This is a genomic window from Curtobacterium sp. SP.BCp, assembly GCF_051903255.1.
Taxonomy (GTDB): domain Bacteria; phylum Actinomycetota; class Actinomycetes; order Actinomycetales; family Microbacteriaceae; genus Curtobacterium.
On the sequence record NZ_CP194338.1, the window covers coordinates 1,046,602 to 1,063,664 of the forward strand.

General features: G+C 71.7%; 15 protein-coding genes, 1 tRNA gene and 1 riboswitch. Of the genes, 7 read left to right on the forward strand and 9 right to left on the reverse strand.

What is annotated here, in order from left to right:
• Positions 1-104: 104 nt before the first annotated feature.
• The 3 genes from ACRQ4C_RS05215 to ACRQ4C_RS05225 form a co-directional block, all read right to left on the reverse strand.
• Complete coding sequence (locus ACRQ4C_RS05215) at positions 105-1,094, reverse strand: aldo/keto reductase (protein ID WP_439690379.1); 990 nt, start codon at positions 1,092-1,094, stop codon at positions 105-107.
• Positions 1,091-1,657 carry a TIGR03086 family metal-binding protein gene (locus ACRQ4C_RS05220; RefSeq protein ID WP_290132433.1) on the reverse strand — a complete coding sequence of 189 codons (567 nt, stop codon included), beginning with the start codon at positions 1,655-1,657 and terminating at the stop codon, positions 1,091-1,093. Before ACRQ4C_RS05220 ends, ACRQ4C_RS05215 begins: the two co-directional genes overlap by 4 nt.
• A 356-nt stretch (positions 1,658-2,013) precedes the next feature.
• Positions 2,014-2,574 carry a YceI family protein gene (locus ACRQ4C_RS05225; protein WP_058726641.1) on the reverse strand — a complete coding sequence of 187 codons (561 nt, stop codon included), beginning with the start codon at positions 2,572-2,574 and terminating at the stop codon, positions 2,014-2,016.
• A 195-nt stretch (positions 2,575-2,769) separates the two neighbouring features.
• Between ACRQ4C_RS05225 and ACRQ4C_RS05230 the strand changes: the two genes are divergently transcribed.
• Together ACRQ4C_RS05230 and ACRQ4C_RS05235 are read left to right on the forward strand one after the other, a co-directional pair.
• Complete coding sequence (locus tag ACRQ4C_RS05230) at positions 2,770-3,774, forward strand: aldo/keto reductase family protein (protein WP_290132432.1); 1,005 nt, start codon at positions 2,770-2,772, stop codon at positions 3,772-3,774.
• A gap of 192 nt (positions 3,775-3,966) precedes the next feature.
• Positions 3,967-4,761 (forward strand): polyprenol monophosphomannose synthase, encoded by a 795-nt coding sequence (locus ACRQ4C_RS05235; RefSeq protein WP_439690380.1) that lies wholly within the window; start codon positions 3,967-3,969, stop codon positions 4,759-4,761.
• 104 nt (positions 4,762-4,865) lie between these two features.
• Here ACRQ4C_RS05235 and treZ read toward each other — a convergent pair whose 3' ends face one another.
• From treZ to glgX, 3 genes are read right to left on the reverse strand one after another with little or no spacing between them, the layout of a single operon-like run.
• Positions 4,866-6,620, reverse strand: coding sequence for a malto-oligosyltrehalose trehalohydrolase (treZ, locus tag ACRQ4C_RS05240; protein WP_439690381.1), 1,755 nt, complete (start codon positions 6,618-6,620; stop codon positions 4,866-4,868).
• Entirely contained in the window at positions 6,617-9,103 is a 2,487-nt protein-coding gene (gene treY / locus ACRQ4C_RS05245; RefSeq protein ID WP_439690382.1) for a malto-oligosyltrehalose synthase, read from the reverse strand. The genes treZ and treY overlap by 4 nt, the downstream gene beginning before the upstream one ends.
• Positions 9,100-11,307, reverse strand: a complete 2,208-nt coding sequence (glgX, locus tag ACRQ4C_RS05250; protein WP_290132429.1) for a glycogen debranching protein GlgX — start codon at positions 11,305-11,307, stop codon at positions 9,100-9,102. Before glgX ends, treY begins: the two co-directional genes overlap by 4 nt.
• Before the next feature lie 130 nt (positions 11,308-11,437).
• Here glgX and ACRQ4C_RS05255 point away from each other — a divergent pair, with 130 nt between their 5' ends.
• The 5 genes from ACRQ4C_RS05255 (at position 11,438) to ACRQ4C_RS05275 (ending at position 15,767) form a co-directional block, all read left to right on the forward strand.
• On the forward strand, positions 11,438-11,761 hold the full coding sequence (locus ACRQ4C_RS05255) for a hypothetical protein (RefSeq protein WP_290132428.1): 324 nt from the start codon (positions 11,438-11,440) through the stop codon (positions 11,759-11,761).
• Between the two features lie 159 nt (positions 11,762-11,920).
• A riboswitch (TPP riboswitch) is annotated at positions 11,921-12,030 on the forward strand.
• Positions 12,025-12,672 (forward strand): ECF transporter S component, encoded by a 648-nt coding sequence (locus ACRQ4C_RS05260; protein ID WP_439690383.1) that lies wholly within the window; start codon positions 12,025-12,027, stop codon positions 12,670-12,672. It overlaps the preceding riboswitch by 6 nt.
• Entirely contained in the window at positions 12,669-14,207 is a 1,539-nt protein-coding gene (locus ACRQ4C_RS05265) for an ABC transporter ATP-binding protein (protein ID WP_439690384.1), read from the forward strand. Before ACRQ4C_RS05260 ends, ACRQ4C_RS05265 begins: the two co-directional genes overlap by 4 nt.
• Positions 14,204-15,025: an energy-coupling factor transporter transmembrane component T family protein gene (locus ACRQ4C_RS05270; RefSeq protein WP_439690385.1), complete on the forward strand. Its 822-nt coding sequence runs from the start codon at positions 14,204-14,206 to the stop codon at positions 15,023-15,025. The genes ACRQ4C_RS05265 and ACRQ4C_RS05270 overlap by 4 nt, the downstream gene beginning before the upstream one ends.
• Complete coding sequence (locus tag ACRQ4C_RS05275; RefSeq protein WP_439690386.1) at positions 15,018-15,767, forward strand: hypothetical protein; 750 nt, start codon at positions 15,018-15,020, stop codon at positions 15,765-15,767. Before ACRQ4C_RS05270 ends, ACRQ4C_RS05275 begins: the two co-directional genes overlap by 8 nt.
• 60 nt (positions 15,768-15,827) lie before the next feature.
• Here the strand turns inward: ACRQ4C_RS05275 and ACRQ4C_RS05280 are convergent, their stop codons facing one another.
• From ACRQ4C_RS05280 to orn, 3 genes are all read right to left on the reverse strand, one after another.
• Positions 15,828-16,172 carry a metallopeptidase family protein gene (locus tag ACRQ4C_RS05280; protein WP_290132424.1) on the reverse strand — a complete coding sequence of 115 codons (345 nt, stop codon included), beginning with the start codon at positions 16,170-16,172 and terminating at the stop codon, positions 15,828-15,830.
• A gap of 85 nt (positions 16,173-16,257) precedes the next feature.
• A tRNA-His gene (locus ACRQ4C_RS05285) sits at positions 16,258-16,333 on the reverse strand.
• 75 nt (positions 16,334-16,408) lie between these two features.
• Positions 16,409-17,044 carry an oligoribonuclease gene (gene orn, locus ACRQ4C_RS05290; RefSeq protein WP_290132423.1) on the reverse strand — a complete coding sequence of 212 codons (636 nt, stop codon included), beginning with the start codon at positions 17,042-17,044 and terminating at the stop codon, positions 16,409-16,411.
• Positions 17,045-17,063: the final 19 nt, after the last annotated feature.

Sequence of the window (17,063 nt, forward strand, 5' to 3'; positions counted from 1 at the left end):
CTCGTCCGCGATCCCGCCCCTGACGTGGTGAAGACGCGACCCGCCGTCGGCCTGGAGGCGCGGTGCGGGCCCGCCCCGAGCCTCCAGGCCGTCCGGTGCGAGCGTCAGAACCCGGACGGCACCCGGGGCGTGTACGCCTGCTCGAGCCGCGCGACCTCGTCCGCGGTCAGCTCCATCGCGGACGCGGCGACCGCGTCGTCGATGTGGTGTTCCTTCGTCGCACCGACGATCGGCGCGCTCACCACGGACCGGCCCGCGACCCACGCGAGGGCGACCTGTGCCATCGGCACGCCGCGCTCGTCGGCGACCTGCGCGACCGCCTCGACGATCGCGCGGTTCGCGTCCTCGTCCTGCCGGTAGAGGGTCTTGCCGAACTCGTCGGTGTCGGCGCGCGAGCCGGAGCCCTGCGCGTCCCACGGGCGGGTGAGCCGGCCGCGGGCGAGGGGGCTCCACGGGATCACGCCGACGCCGGTGTGGGCGCAGAACGGGTGCATCTCGCGCTCTTCCTCGCGCTCGAGGAGGTTGTACTGGTCCTGCATGGCGACGAACCGCGTCCAGCCGTGCAGTTCGGCGACGTGCTGCATCTCGGCGAACTGCCACGCCCACATGCTGCTCGCGCCGATGTAGCGCGCCTTGCCGGCCTTGACGACGTCGTGCAGTGCCTCCATCGTCTCCTCGACCGGCGTGTGCGGGTCGAAGCGATGGATCTGGTACAGGTCGACGTAGTCGGTGCCGAGGCGGGTCAGTGAGGCGTCGATCTCGTGCATGATCGCCGCGCGGGAGAGCCCGGCGCCGTTGCGACCCGGCCGCATCCGGTTGAACACCTTCGTGAAGACCTGGACGTCCTCGCGCGGGGCGACCTCCTTGAGGAGCTGGCCCGTGATCTCCTCGCTGCTGCCGGCGGAGTACACGTTCGCGGTGTCGAACGTCGTGATCCCCGCCTCGAAGGCGCGGCGCACGAACGGTCGTGCCTCGTCGATGCCGACGCTCCACTCGTGCGACCCCTTCGCCGGGTCGCCGTAGGACATCATGCCGAGGATCACGCTGCTGATCTCGAGGCCGGTGGCGCCGAGTCGGGTGGTGGCGGTGGTCATGCGTCCACCCTGGCATCACGCCCTGTGACCGCGAGGAGCCGGACCTGCAGCGGTGCGTCGTCGGGGACCCGGACCGGCGGGGCGTAGAGGCCGGTGGCGGCGAGGTCCTCGATCTTGGGCTCGAACCGGTGCCACACGGCCTCGACCAGCTCGTCCGGGAGCGTCTCGTCGGATCCCGTGGCGCGCGCGAGGTCCCACGTGTGGATCGTGATGTCGCTCGTCTGCTCGGCGAGGTACTCGTGCGCCGGGACGACGTCGGTGCTGAGGTGCACCGGGACGTCGGCCGGGGCGTCGCGCCAGGCCTCGGTCGCACGGGAGGCGTGCTTCGACCACTCGGCGGTCAGGTCGTCGCCGATCGGTTCGAGGTCGGCCTCGGCCTGGGCGTACTCGCACCCGGTCAGGAGCAGGGGGATCCACCGCTGCTCGTCGACCACGTGTGCGACGAGGTCCCGGGTGGTCCACTCGGAGTCGGGGGTGGGGGCGTCCCAGTCGGTGACTGCGGCGACGCGGCGGCCGAACTCGGCGGCGGCGAGGGCCTGCAGTGCGATCCAGTCGGTGGCCATGCGGGTGCTCCTGTCCGTGGTGCGGGTCGTTCCGAGGTGCGGGTCGTTCCGTCGTGCCGGTCGTTCTGTGTGCCGGTCGTGCGGCGGCGGTGGACGCCACGAACCGGAACCCGTGTTCGGGTCGGGCGATTCCCGTGCCCCACACGCTACTGCGCCGGGCCCCCTCGACGAGCGGCCGCCGGCCGATCTGTGGACACGACCTCCGGACACGACGACGCCCCGGCTCCGTGGGGGAGGAGTCGGGGCGTCGAGGCGGGTGCTGCAGTACTGCTGTTCGGTGTCCTCAGGTCGCGCGGGTCAGGCGGACCTCAGGCTCGGGCGACCGGCCGGACCGGTGTCGCCGGGGTGTGTGGTGCTCAGGCCGCCTGGAGGACGAACTGCACGTCGAGGTTGATCGTCACGTCGTTGCCGAGCGTGAAGCCACCGGCCTCGAGCGCGGCGTTCCAGTTCACACCGAACTCGGTGCGGTCGATCTTGGTCGTCGCCTCGGCGCCGAGCTTGACCTGGCCGTAGCCGTCGGTGGTGACGCCGCCGAACTCGGTCTTGAGGGTCACGTTCTTGGTGACGCCACGGAGCGAGAGCTCGCCGTCGATGAGCATGTCGTCGCCGTCCTCGCGGATGCCGGTCGATCGGAAGGTCATCTGCGGGTGCTCCTCGGCGAGGAAGAAGTCGCCGGTCGCGAGGTGCTGGTCGCGCTGCTGCTGGTTGGTGTTGACGCTGGCGACGTCGATCGAGGCCTCGAGGGTCGAGTCGAGCGGGTTCTCGGCGGTGACGAGCGTGGCGTCGAAGCGCTCGAACGAGCCCTTGACCTTGCTGATCGCGAGGTGGCGGACCGAGAAGGTGACCTCGGAGTGCGTCGGGTCGATCTTCCAGGTACCGGTCTGGTAGCCGGGGATGGCGGAAGCGGTGAGCGTCATGGTGTGTCCTTCGAACGGTGTCTGCGGTCCCGAGCGGCGCGGAGTGTTCCATGCGCCTGCATCGACTTGAACTGTACGCCATTCTGCACCTGTTTGGTTGAAGCGTCAACCAATTCTTCCCGAACAGGTCGCATCACGCTCACGGGTACCGGCACTGCCCCTCTGGCCGCCGCATGAGCCAGTAGCGTCGGGACCATGGAATTCAGGTACCTGGGCAACTCCGGACTCAAGATCTCCGAGATCACCTACGGCAACTGGCTGACGCACGGATCGCAGGTCGAGAACGACGTCGCGTCCCAGTGCGTGCGGGCAGCGCTCGACGCCGGCATCACCACGTTCGACACGGCCGACACCTACGCCAACACCGCCGCCGAGACCGTCCTGGGCGAAGCGCTCAAGGGGGAGCGTCGGCAGTCCCTCGAGGTCTTCACGAAGGTGTACTGGCCGACCGGGCCGAAGGGGCACAACGACACCGGCCTCAGCCGCAAGCACATCCTCGAGTCGATCGACGGGTCGCTCGAGCGCCTCCAGACCGACTACGTCGACCTCTACCAGGCGCACCGGTACGACCACGAGACGCCGCTCGAGGAGACCATGCAGGCCTTCGCCGACGTGGTCCGGCAGGGCAAGGCGCTCTACATCGGCGTCAGCGAGTGGAACGCCGAGCAGATCCGCGCCGGCGCCGCGCTCGCGAAGGAGCTCGGCTTCCAGCTCATCTCGAACCAGCCGCAGTACTCGATGCTGTGGCGGGTCATCGAGGGCGAGGTCGTCCCGGCCTCGAAGCAGCTCGGCCTGTCGCAGATCGTCTGGTCGCCCATCGCGCAGGGCGTGCTGACCGGCAAGTACAAGCCGGGTCAGCCGCTGCCGGAGGGCTCGCGCGCCACCGACGAGAAGGGCGGCGCCGACATGATCAAGCGGTTCATGCGCGACGAGGTCCTCGAGGCCGTGCAGCGCCTGCAGCCCGTCGCGGACGAGGCCGGCCTCACGCTCGCCCAGCTCGCGATCGCGTGGACCCTGCAGAACGAGAACGTCGCCTCGGCGATCGTCGGGGCCTCGCGCCCGGAGCAGGTCACCGACAACGTCAAGGCGTCCGGCGTGCGGCTCGACGCCGACGCGCTGGCCGCGATCGACGCGGCGCTCGGGGACATCCCGGAGCGCGACGTCGCGAAGACGGTGTCGCCCGCCTCGCGCGTCGCCTGATCGACGACCCGGCGGACGGACGGGAGGCACGGTGCGGGTTCCGCACCGTGCCTTCCGTCCGTCCGTGCGGTCGCGTCCGCTCCCAGGCGCTGGTCAGCCAGTTCGTAGGGACCCTGTCCGGGTTCGAAGTGGCGTCGCGGCACCTTCGCACCGCGCGACCGATACCTTGGCCAGCGAGCAAGGAGCACCACCATGGACGAGTCACTGGTCATCATCCCGACGTACGACGAAGCGGAGAACATCCGTCCGATCGTGGCGCGCACGCTCGCGGCCACGGACGCGTCGGTGCACGTGCTGGTCGTGGACGACAACTCACCCGACGGCACCGGCGACATCGCCGACCAGCTCGCGACCGAGACCGACCGGGTGCACGTGCTGCACCGCACCGTGAAGGACGGCCTCGGCGGCGCCTACCTCGCTGGCTTCGCCTGGGGGCTGGAACACGGCTACGACAAGCTCGTCGAGATGGACGCCGACGGCTCCCACCACCCCGAGTACCTGCCCTGGATGCTCGAACTCGCCGACACCGACGACCTCGTCCTCGGCTCCCGCTGGGTCCGGGGCGGACAGGTCGAGAACTGGCCCTGGTACCGGGAAGCGCTCTCCCGCGGCGGCAACCTCTACACCCGTCTCGCGCTCGGGATCGCAGTCCGCGACGCCACCGGCGGGTTCCGGGTCTTCACCCGCAGCGCGTTGGAACGGATCGACCTGGCCGGGATCGCGTCGAAGGGGTACTGCTTCCAGGTCGACCTGTGCTGGCGTGCCCTCGAGGCCGGCCTGCGGGTCGTGGAGACACCGATCACGTTCACCGAACGGCAGCACGGGGTGTCGAAGATGAGCGGCAACATCGTCCGCGAATCACTCACCCTGGTCACGAAGTGGGGCATCGACCGACGCCTCCGCGAAGTCCGGGCTCTCGTCCGCGACCACCGACCCCTGCCCTCCGTCCGACGGAACGCCCACGCGGTGTCGGGCCGCGCCGCCTGACGTCCCCGCGGGACCGACCAGGAGGCGGGACCGACGACGAGCGCCGCCCCGGCGGCCGATCTCCGGATCGGTCGACGGGGCGCTCGTCGTCGGTGGTGGGGTCGTCAGCGCACGACGACCACGCCTCGACCGGTGAAGCGCACGCACCCGCGCTCGACCGTGGCCTCGCCGAAGCGGTAGAGCTCCTCACCGGAGGCCGTCGGTACCGGCACCTCGGCGACGTCGTCGAGGAAGTTCACGACGACGTGCGCGGGAGCGGCGTCCGAGCCGAGGAGCCCGCGCGACAGCACGAGCCAGCGTCGGTCCTCGCTGAACCGGACGGCGTTCGCCTCGTAGCGGTGGTCCACGAACGCCTGCTCCGTGCGACGCAGCGCGACGAGCACCCGGTACGCGGTGAGGATCGTCGACTCGCGTTCCCCGGAGAGCGACGACCAGTCGAGCTTCGACCGACGGAAGGTCTCGGGGTCCTGCGGGTCCGGCACGACCGACTCGTCCCAGCCGTGCTCCGCGAACTCCTTGATGCGACCCTCGGCGGTGACCTTGCCGAGCTCCGGCTCCGGGTGCGAGGTGAAGAACTGCCAGGGTGTCGAGGCCGCGAACTCCTCGCCCATGAACAGCATCGGCGTGAACGGTCCGAGCAGGGTCAGGGCCGCCGCGATGACGAGCTGCTCGTCGTCGAGGGTCGCCGCGAGCCGGTCGCCCGCGGCACGGTTGCCGATCTGGTCGTGGTTCTGGTTCGCGATCACGAGCGCCGTGGTCGGCGAGGTCCCGCGGTCGATCGGACGACCGTGCCGCTTCTTCCGGAACGACGACCACGTGCCGTCGTGGAAGAACCCGTGCTCGAGCACCTTCGCGAGCGCCCCGAGCGGAGCGAAGTCGCCGTAGTAGCCGTTCGTCTCACCGGTGAGGGCGACGTGCACGGCGTGGTGGAAGTCGTCGGACCACTGCCCGGCGAGCCCGTACCCGGCGGACTCTCGCGGACGGAACATGACCGGGTCGTTGAGGTCCGACTCCGCGATGAGCGACAGGGGCCGACCGACGAACGCCGAGTAGGCGTCCGTCTCGGATGCCATGTCGGCCAGGACGTGCGGCCGGGTGGTGTCGCGGATGGCGTGCACGGCGTCGAGCCGGAGCCCGTCGACGTGGTGGTCACGGAACCACATCCGCACGTTGTCGAGCACGTACCGCCGCACCTCGGGGTGCTCCACGTTGACGGAGTCGCCCCACGTGTTGCCGAGCCCTTGGAGCAGGTACGGCCCGAACAGCGGCAGGTAGTTGCCGCTCGGCCCGAGGTGGTTGTAGACGACGTCCTGGATGACGCCGAGGCCGAGCGCGTGCGCCCGGTCGACGAAGCGGTCGTACGCGTCCGGCCCGCCGTAGGAGTGCTGCACCGCGTACCAGGCGACGCCGTCGTAGCCCCAGTTCCACTCGCCGTTGAAGCCGTTGACGGGGAGGACCTCGACGAACGACACCCCGAGTTCGACGAGGTGCTCGAGGCGTGCGGTCGCGGCGTCGAGCGTGCCCTCCGGCGTGAAGGTGCCGACGTGCATCTCGTAGACCACACCACCGCGGGCCGGGCGACCGGTCCAGGCGTCGTCGGTCCAGGCGAAGCGCTCGGGGTCGACGACCTCGGACGGGCCGTGCACCCCCTCGGGCTGGAACCGGCTGCGGGGGTCCGGGCGGAGCGCGTCGTCGTCGTCGATGCGGAAGCCGTAGCGCGCACCGACGTGGGGGAGCACCGCGTCGGTGGTCCACCAGTCGTCGGTGCCGCGGGTCAGTGGGTACTCGACGTCGTCGACGACGAGCCGGACCCGGTCGGGCTCCGGCGCCCAGACGGCGTAGCGGGCGGGGACGGTCATGCGTGGCCTTCCAGGATGTCGACCTCGGCCTGCGCCTCGGACTCGGGTTCGTCGGGGCTCGTGCCGCCGGACGTGGTGGTGGAGCCGGTCGTGGCCCGGGAGCCGGACGCGGTGTCTGCCGTGGTGTCGGCGCCCGCGGACTCGCGCTCCGTGCCGTCGGCGACGGCCGCGGGCACGAGGAGGGCGACGGGGAGGTCGGCGAGCACCTCGGCCAGGGGGATGCCCCGGGAAGCCGGCACGCGCCTCCCGGTCAGCAGGTCCACGCGCTCCACGGGGGCCGCGTGCACCAGGGTGTCACCCCAGCCACCGACGCGCTCGAGGCCGATCGGCAGGCGCGTCGCGATGGTGACGGCGCCGCCGCGGTCGAACGCGAGCACGTGGTCGGCGGCGACGCCACTGGCCTCGAGACCGAGGTACCGGGTGAACAGCTCCGGGTGGTCGCGGCGGAGCCGGAGTGCGCGGCTCGTGACGAGCACCTTCGCGGCACCGTCGAGCCCGATCGCTGGCAGCTGCTCGGGCCCGGACTCCTCCGGCCCGTCGAGGGTCGCGAGCGTGTGGCGGCGCTCGGCGTAGTCGACGGGTCGACGGTTGTCGGGGTCGACGAGGGAGCGGTCCCACGTCTCCGTGCCCTGGTAGACGTCCGGGACCCCCGGTGCGGTGAGCTGCACGAGCTTGGCGCCGAGGCCGTTCGACCAGCCGGCCAGGTCGATCCGCTCGTCCAGTGCGTCGAGCACCGCGACCACGGCCGGGTCGTCGAACGCCGCGTCGACGAGCGCGTGCATCCGACGCTCGAAGTCCTCGTCCGGCTCCGTCCAGGTGGTGCTGTCGCCGGCCTCGCGCGACGCCTTCTCGGCGTAGGCGTGCAGACGCTCACGGCTGGCCGGCCGTGCTCCTACGATCGCTTGCCAGAGCAGGTCGGCGAGCACCGCGTCCTCGAGCGGGGCGAGGGACTGCAGCCGGTCGAGGGTCGACGACCACTCGTCCGCGATCTCGGCGAGCACGGCGATGCGGGCGCGGGTGTCCTCGCTCCGTTTCGTGTCGTGCGTGGTCAACGTCGTCATCGTGTGAGGCCAGCTGCCGAGACGATCACGCTGCGCCCGGTGGAAGTCCGCGACCGACACCGCGAACACGCTCGGGTCGCCGCCGACCTCGCTCAGGCTCGTCAGGCGGGAGGTGCGGTAGAACGCGGTGTCCTCGACGCCCTTCGCCATCACCATGCCGGAGGTCTGTTGCAGGCGCACCGCAGCGGCGGAGTCGGGGTCGATGAGGGTCGGCGCGATCCGGTCGATCACGTCGTCGAGGTCCGGACGTGCCTCGGCAGCGCCCTCGAGCGCGTCGATGAGGTGGTGCCCGCCCTCGGGCAGGTAGGTCCGGTAGACGTCGAAGGACGCGATGACCTCGGCCAGTGCGTCGACGACGCGGTCCTCGGGGAGGCCCTCGGTCGTCGGGGCGAGCAGCCGCGCGAGGCGTCGGACCTCGCTCCCGAGGATGCCGTCGGCGATGCCGCGCCGGGTGTCGTGCGTGAGCTGCTGCCAGTCGGTCGGTTCGGCGCCCGACGCGGCGGTCAGGGCCTCCTGCCCGGCGGGGTCCACGAACACGCGGTCGACCACCCCGAGGGCGTCGTAGCCCGTCGTGCCGTCGACCGGCCACGACGCCGGCAGCTCCTCACCGGGCTCGAGGATCTTCTCGACGAGCGTGTAGGCGCCGCCGGTCAGGCCGGCGAGGTCGTCGAGGTACCCGGCCGGGTCGTACAGGCCGTCCGGGTGGTCGATGCGCAGACCGTCCACGAGGCCGTCCCGGAACCACCCACCGATCACGCCGTGCGACGCGGCGAAGACCTCCGGCTCCTCGACCCGGATCGCCGCCAACGTGTTCACCGCGAAGAACCGGCGGTAGTTCAGCTCGTGGTCGGCGCGCTTCCAGTGCACGAACTCGTAGTGCTGCCGGGCGTGCACGTCCGCGACGGAGTCGCCCGCGTGCACCGTGCCCGGCGCGGTCGGGTACGCGGTCTCGCCGACGTACAGCCGGTCGTCACGGAGTTCGACGGCGTCGAGCAGCCGGTCGTCGAGCACCGGCACCCGGATGCGACCGTCGGCGGCCTCCCAGTCGACGTCGAACGCCCACGCGACCGGTGAGCCCTGCCCCTGCTCGAGCAGCGACCACCACCACGGGTTCGCCGACGGGGTGGCGACCCCGACGTGGTTCGGGACGACGTCGACGAGCACGCCGAGCCCCGCCGCGTGCGCGGCCTCCGCCAGCGCACGGAAGGCCTCGTCACCGCCACGCTCGACGTCGACGCGGGTGTGGTCCACCACGTCGTAGCCGTGCTGCGAACCGGGCTCCGCCTGGAGCACGGGCGACAGGTACAGCCAGTCCGCGCCGAGGTCGTGCACGTAGTCGACGACCTCCCGCGCACGCGACAGGTCGAAGTCGGGCGTGATCTGGAGTCGGTAGGTCGAGGTGGGGACGCGCCTGGCGCTCATCGGGTTCCTTCGTCGGACGGCGCGGGGGCTCCGGCCGGGTTCTTCGGGGTGCTCGGCTCGGTGGAGGTCGCGTCGACCGGGGTGGTCCGGACCTCGTGGTCGGGCTCTTCGCGGAGGACGATCATCGACCGTGCGGGCACGTCGAGCGCGGTGCCGGCGTCGAGGACCTCTTCGCGGGCGCCAGGGTCGGCCGTGTCGATGCGGACCGTCCAGCCGGGCGCGTACTCCTCCGGCGGCAGGGTGAACGTGACGACGCCGTCGTGCGCGTTGAAGTACGTGATGAACGCGACGTCGCTCACGCGTTCACCACGGGCGTCGCGGCCACGGATGCCGTCGCCGTTGAGGTACATGCCGACGCTCTTGCCGAAGCCCGAGTCCCAGTCCTCCGGGTCCATCGCCTCGCCGGAGGGGGTCAGCCAGACCACGTCGGGGAGCGGTTCGCCCTCACCCCGGCGGACCGGGCGCCCGTTGAAGTAGCGCGTCCGTCGGAAGGTCGGGTGGTCGTGCCGCAGCTTCACGACGTCGGCCGTGAACTGGACGAGGTCGTCGTCGGCGTGCTCCCAGTCGATCCAGCTGATCGCGGAGTCCTGTGCGTACACGTTGTTGTTGCCGGACTGCGTGCGCCCGAGTTCGTCGCCGTGCGCGATCATCGGCACGCCCTGGCTGAGCAGCAGCGTCGCGAGGAAGTTCCGCCGCCGCTGGAGCCGCAGCGCGGTGATCTCCGGGTCGTCGGTCGGACCCTCGACCCCGGAGTTCCACGACCGGTTGTGGCTCTCGCCGTCGTTGTTGTCCTCGCCGTTGGCCTCGTTGTGCTTCTCGTTGTAGGCGACGAGGTCGTACAGCGTGAAGCCGTCGTGCGCGGTGATGAAGTTGATGCTCGCCTTGGGCGTCCGGCCGTCGTGCTCGTAGAGGTCTGCCGAGCCGGAGATCCGCGACGCGAACTCGCCGAGCGTCGAGGGCTCCCCGCGCCAGAAGTCACGGACGGTGTCGCGGTACTTGCCGTTCCACTCCGACCACTGCGGCGGGAAGTTGCCGACCTGGTAGCCGCCGGGACCGACGTCCCACGGCTCGGCGATGAGCTTCACCTGCGAGACGATCGGGTCCTGCTGGACCAGTTCGAAGAACGCCGCGAGCCGGTCGACCTCGTAGAACTCCCGCGCGAGGGCGGCCGCGAGGTCGAAGCGGAAGCCGTCGACGTGCATCTCCGTCACCCAGTACCGCAGGGAGTCCATGATGAGCTGCAGCGAGTGCGGGTGCCCGACGTTGAGCGAGTTGCCCGTGCCCGTGGTGTCCATGTAGTACCGCTTGTCGTCCTCGACGAGGCGGTAGTAGGCGGCGTTGTCGATCCCGCGGAAGGACAGCGTCGGGCCGAGGTGGTTGCCCTCTGCCGTGTGGTTGTAGACCACGTCGAGGACGACCTCGATGCCCGCGCGGTGCAGTTCGCGCACCATCGCCTTGAACTCCTGCACCTGCTGCCCGCGGTCGCCCGAGGACGAGTAGTGCGAGTGCGGCGCGAAGAACCCGATGGTGTTGTAGCCCCAGTAGTTCGACAGCCCCTTCTCCTGCAGGGTCGAGTCGTTCACGAACTGGTGCACGGGCATGAGTTCGAGCGTGGTCACCCCGAGGCGCTGCAGGTGCGCGATCACGGCCGGGTGCGCGACGCCCGCGTACGTGCCGCGCTGCTCCTCGGGCACGTCCGGGTGGGTCTCGGTGAGCCCCTTGACGTGTGCCTCGTAGATCACCGTCTCGCCGTAGGGGATCCGCGGTGCGCGGTCGCCCTGCCAGTCGAAGAACGGGTTGATCACGACGCCCTTCATCATGTGCGGCGCCGAGTCCTGGTCGTCCGTGGAGTCCGGGTCGCCGAACGTGTACGAGAACAGCGCCTGGTCCCAGTCGATGTCGCCGCTCGTCGCCTTCGCGTACGGGTCGAGCAGCAGCTTGTTCGGGTTCGCGCGCAGGCCGTTCGCGGGGTCGTACGGGCCGTGCACGCGGAAGCCGTACTCCTGCCCCGGCCCGATGTTCGGCAGGTAGGCGTGCCACACGTAGGCGTCCACCTCGACGAGGTCGACGCACTCCTCGGTGCCGTCCTCGTCGAAGAGGCAGAGCTCCACGCGGTCCGCGGTCTCGCTGAACAGGGCGAAGTTCGTGCCGCTGCCGTCGTAGGTCGCGCCGAGCGGGTACGGGTTGCCGGGCCAGGTGTGCAAGCGGTCCTCCAGGTGTGGGTTGCGCCAACATATCGGCGCCACCCCTCCACGTCCGCAGACAAGCCCCAGCGGTGGATGAACACCCCGTGCTCGCCCGCCTGTGGAGGGAGCGCCGAGTAGCCTCGCGCGCATGGCCAACATCGTGACGCAGATCGCAGACAAGGTGCGCCCCGCCGGGGTCAGCACGAACTACGGGGAGCCCGTCGAGGTCGGCGACCAGACGCTCATCCCGGTCTCCATCGCCTGGTTCGGCTTCGGCGGCGGCGGGGACGACGAGAACGGCGGCGGCGGTGGCGGTGGCGGCACCTCGATCCCGGTCGGCGCCTACGTCCGCCGCCCCGGCAAGGACCTCGAGTTCGAGCCGAACCTCATCTCCCTGCTCGCGGTGAGCATCCCGGTGATCTGGGTGACCGGCACGGTCCTCCGCAAGCTGGTGCGGGTCCTCAAGAAGTAGCGGACGACGGCCTGGAGGCACGTGGCGGGCCCGCCACCCCTCCCTCGCAGGCTCGGTCGGCGCGGCCCGCGTGCCGCTGGCGCGTCACCGCTGAGCGGGCCGCGCCAGGCCGTCTCATGCGCACCACGCGCAACGCGAGCGCAGCGCGCAGTACACTGCTGGCACACACACGGGAGTCCGGTCACCGGGCTGAGAGGGAGCGAACGGCGCTCCGACCGTCGAACCTGATCCGGATCATGCCGGCGCAGGGAGGAGTCACCACCATGCCTTCGCGCATCCAGTCAACCGTTCCGTCCACCGGCCAGACGGTCCCGGCCCCCAGGCGCTCGCTGCGCTGGCGGGTCGTCGACATCGTCGTGGCGAGCGTCCTCGCCGTCGCGCTCGGCGTCGTCTTCAAGGTCTGGGAGTTCCCCTACGAGCCACTCAGCGCGGCCATGAAGCTCGTGCTCCCGGGCACCCAGGCGCTGTTCGGCGGTGTCTGGCTGCTCGCCGGGCCCGTCGTCGCCATCGTCGTCCGGAAGCCCGGCGCCGCGCTCTACGGCGAGATCGTCGCCGCGTCCGTCGAGGCCCTCTTCGGTACCCAGTGGGGCTGGGGCACGCTCGAGGCCGGACTCGTGCAGGGCCTCGGCGCCGAACTGGTCCTGGCACTGTTCCTGTACCGCGTGTACCGCCTGCCGGTCGTCGCGCTCGCCGGGGCCGCCGCCGGCCTCGCCCTCGGCATCAACGACTCGATCCTCTGGTACCCCGGCTACGCGCTCGGGTTCAAGGTCGTCTACATCGTCTGTGCGGTCATCTCCGGCGCGGTGATCGCCGGGGTCGGCTCGTGGTTCCTGGTCCGGGCACTCGCCCGCACCGGTGTGCTGTCGTCCTTCGCCGCCGGACGCGAGCACAACCGGCGCGCCGACCGGTGACCAGCGGCACCCGGATCGCCTTCGCGGGCTGGGGCTGGCGGTACCCGGAACGCGCCGAGTGGGCGGTCCGCGGCGTCGACCTCGTCGTCGAGCCCGGCGAACGGGTGGCGGTCGTCGGACCGTCCGGCGCCGGGAAGTCCACGCTCCTCCGAGCCGTGGCCGCCGTGCTCCCGGACGAGCCCGACGCGACCGACGACACCGCCGCCGAGGTGGAGGGGACCCTGCTCGTCGACGGCACCGACCCGCGCGACGCCCGCGGCCGGGTCGGCCTCGTCATGCAGGACCCCGAGGCGCACACGGTCATGTCGCGCATCGGCGACGACGTGGCGTTCGGCTGCGAGAACGCCGGCGTGCCGCGCGCGGAGACCTGGGAACGTGTCCGGGACGCCTTGGAGGTCGTCGGCCTCGACCTGCCGCTCGACCGCAGCACCGCGCAGCTCTCCGGCGGGCAGCGGCAGCGACTCGCTCTGGCCGGGGTGCTCGCCATGCAACCCGGCGCCCTCGTGCTCGACGAACCCTGCGCCAACCTCGACCCGTCCGGCGTCGAGCAGGTCCACGCCGCCGTCCGTTCCCTGCTCGACGCCACCGGGGCGACCCTCCTGGTCGTCGAGCACCGGATCGGCACCTGGCTCGACCTCGTCGACCGGCTCGTGCTGCTCGAACCGGGCGGTGGGGTGGTCGCGGACGGGGCTCCCGACACGGTGCTCGCGAGGCACGGAGCCGCGCTGACCGCTGCCGGGGTGTGGGTGCCCGGTGCCGAGCCCGGCCGGGGGAGCGCCCGGCACGACCGTCCCGGAACCGCGACGGAACTCCTCCGCGCCGCACGCCTCGGGACGGCGCGCGGCCGGCGACAGCCCGTCGGGAGGGGCATCGACCTCGCGGTGCGGTCCGGGAACGTCGTCGCCGTCACGGGGCCGAACGGCATCGGCAAGTCGACGCTCGGCCTGACGCTCGCCGGACTCCTCCGGCCCACGGACGGCACGCTGACGGCCGCACCGGAGCTCGCCGGGGACGCCGGCGCCGGCACCGCCCCGCACGCGTGGTCGAGCCGGGCCCTCGCGGCGCGGATCGGCACGGTGTTCCAGGACCCCGAGCACCAGTTCGTCGCACGGACCGTCCGCGAGGAACTCGCCGCCGGCCCACGAGCCCTCGACCAGGACGGCGTCGACGAACGGGTCGCCGAGCTGCTCGACGAGTTCGGCCTCGCCCAGCTCGCGGACGCGAACCCGTTCACCCTGTCCGGCGGCGAGCAACGGCGGCTCGCGATCGCCGCGGTCGTCGCGAGCAGTCCGCCGGTCGTCGTCCTCGATGAGCCGACGTCCGGTCAGGACCGCGCCACGTGGGAGTCCGTCGTGCAGCACCTCGGTGCGCTCGCCGACGCGGGTACCGCGATCGTCGCGGTGACGCACGACCGCGACCTCGTCCGGGCGCTCGACGCCGACGAGGTGGTGCTCGCCGCCGACGGCGTGACCAGGGTCTCGGCCGCGCGGTCCGACGACGCGACGGCCGCGACGGCACAGGGGGTGCCGCGGTGACCGCCCCGTCGACCGCGCCCGCACGCCGGACGCGACCCGTGCCTCCCGGCCGGCCCCTGCCGCCACCCGCCGCCCGCGGGATCCGCGGCGTCCAGCCCGTCGCCTCGCTCCTGGGGGTCCTCGGCCTCGGGGTGTTCCTCGTCCTGAGCCTCGACGTCGTGTCCGCGGCCGTCGCCCTCGCCCTCGAGCTCGCGCTGCTGCCGCTCCTCCGCATCCCACCACGCACGCTGCTGCTCCGGACGTCGCCCGTGCTCCTCGCGGTCCCACTCACGGCGCTCAGCATCGCGCTGTACGGCCGACCCTCCGGACGTGAGTGGTTCGACCTCGGCTTCGCGCACGTGACCGACGGCTCCCTGACGCTCGCGCTCGCGACCGCGCTCCGGGTGCTCGCGATCGGACTGCCCGGCGTCGTGCTCTTCATCCAGGCCGACCCCACCGACCTCGCGGACGGCCTCGCCCAGGTGCTCCGGCTGCCCGCGCGGTTCGTGCTCGGAGCACTCGCGGCCGTGCGGATGATCACGCTGCTCGGCGACGACTGGCGGCAGCTCGCCATGGCCCGCCGGGCGCGGGGCCTCGCCGACACCGGACGCATCCGCCGAGCGGCGTCGATGGCGTTCGCGCTGCTCGTGCTCGCGCTCCGGCGGGGGACCACCCTCGCGGTCGCCATGGAGTCCCGGGGGTTCGGGGCGCCCGGACGCCGCACGTGGGCGCGTCCGGCCCGCTTCGCCGGCCCGGAGTGGGCGATGGCCGCGGTGCTCGTCGGGATCGGCGTGGTCGCCACCGCGGTCGCGATCGCGGCGGGGACGTGGCGTGCCTGACGGCGACGGCCTGGAGGCGCGGGTCGCTCGGGCAGCGTCGACCCGCGTCGGTGATCGGGCCGCCACGGCGGCTGCGGTCGCCCCCGGTGACGAGGCGCCGCGGGGCGACGGGGCTGCGCGGGGCGACGGGGTCGCGCGGGGTGATGGGGTCGCGCGGGGCGGACGTGCTGGTGGGGTCGGTGGCGCCGGTGGGTTCGTCTCGGTCGGTGCGCTGGCCGCGACCCTCGCAGCGCGGGCGCGGGCGCGGGCGCGGACGCAGGCTGCGGCGCCGGCCTCTGCTCGCGTCGTCGTGCTGCTCGACGGACGGTCGGGGACGGGCAAGACCACGCTCGGGGAGGCGCTCGCCGAGGAACTCGACGCCCAGCTCGTGCACCTCGACGACGTCTACCCGGGGTGGGACGGCCTCCGTGCCGCCGCGGACGCCGTCGTCACCGACGTGCTCGGTCCGGCGTCGGGACACCGCCGATGGGACTGGGACGCCTCGGCACCCGCCGGTTGGACGGCGGTCGATCCGGGCCTGCCGGTCGTCGTCGAGGGGTGCGGCGCCCTGTCACGAGCGTCGGCGCCGCTGGCGACCCTGCGCGTGTGGCTGGAGGCGGACGACGACGAACGGTGGCGCCGGGCGATCGGCCGCGACGGCGAGGTCTTCGCCCGCGAGTGGGACCGGTGGGCTGCCCAGGAGCAGGCGTTCATCGCGGCCGAGGACCCGGCGTCCTTGGCCGACGTGGTCATCCGGACCTGATCCGCGGATGCTCGCCCCGATTTCGGACCGTCGTCGCTGCGCGCGGTGTCGCGTCTCGAGTCAGGCCCAGCCGAGCTCGTGCAGGCGCTCGTCGTCGATGCCGTAGTAGTGCCCGATCTCGTGCACGAGGGTCGTGTGCACCTCGTCGCGCAGTTCGTCCTCGGTGTCGCACTCCGCGAGGTGCGCCGTGCGGAACACCACGATCCGGTCCGGGAGCTCGCCGAACCCGTACTGCCCGCGCTCGGTCGCGGCGACGCCGTCGTACACGCCGAACAGGTCGGAGCCGTCCTCGGGGGCGTCCTCGACGACGAAGGCGACGTTGTCGAGGCCGTCGAGCATGTCGTCCGGCAGCCGGTCGAGCTCATCGGAGACGAGCTGCTCGAAGTCGTCGGGGGACATCTCCATCACGAGTCGATCGTGTCACACCGCGCCCGTGAGCCGCCGTTCGGCATGCGAAGAGCCCCGGCCGAACGACCGGGGCTCTTCATCGTGGGGTGAATAACGGGTCTCGAACCCGCGACCTCCTAGACCACAACCAGGCGCTCTACCAACTGAGCTATATCCACCATGTCCGGGCCGGGTGACCGGCGCGACCACTCAATAGTAGTACATGCACGGCCGGACTCCGACCACGTGTGTCGTCACTCGGTGGGCTGGGCGAGCCGCGGCTCCCACTTCGCGACGACCTCGGCCTGGACGGCCCGGACGTCGTCGGTCGAGGGGCCGGGGTCGGCGACGAAACCGGCGCGGCGGTAGTACTCGAGCTCGCGGATCGACTCGAGGATGTCGGCGAGGGCTCGGTGGCCGCCGTGCTTCTCCGGGGCGTTGAAGTACACGCGCGGGAACCACCGTCGGCACAGCTCCTTGATGCTCGACACGTCGACGCTCCGGTAGTGCAGGTGGTTGTCGACCCGCGGCATGTACTTGGCGAGGAACGCCCGGTCGGTGCCGATGGTGTTGCCTGCCAGGGGAGCGGTGCCCTCACCCGGCACGTGGGCGAGGATGTACTCGAGCACCTGGTACTCGGCGTCGGCGAGGCTCACACCGTCCGGGATCTCGTCGATGAGCCCCGAGGTCGTGTGCATGTTCGTGACGAACTCGTTCATGTTGTCGAGCGCGGACTGGTCCGGCTTGATCACGATGTCGAAGCCGGGGTGCACCGGCACGAGGTCGAAGTCGGTGATGACGACGGCCACCTCGACGAGTTCGTCGACCGCGAGGTCGAGACCCGTCATCTCGCAGTCGATCCAGACGAGGCGGTCGTTCGCAGTTGCCATGTCGTCGATCCTATTCCCG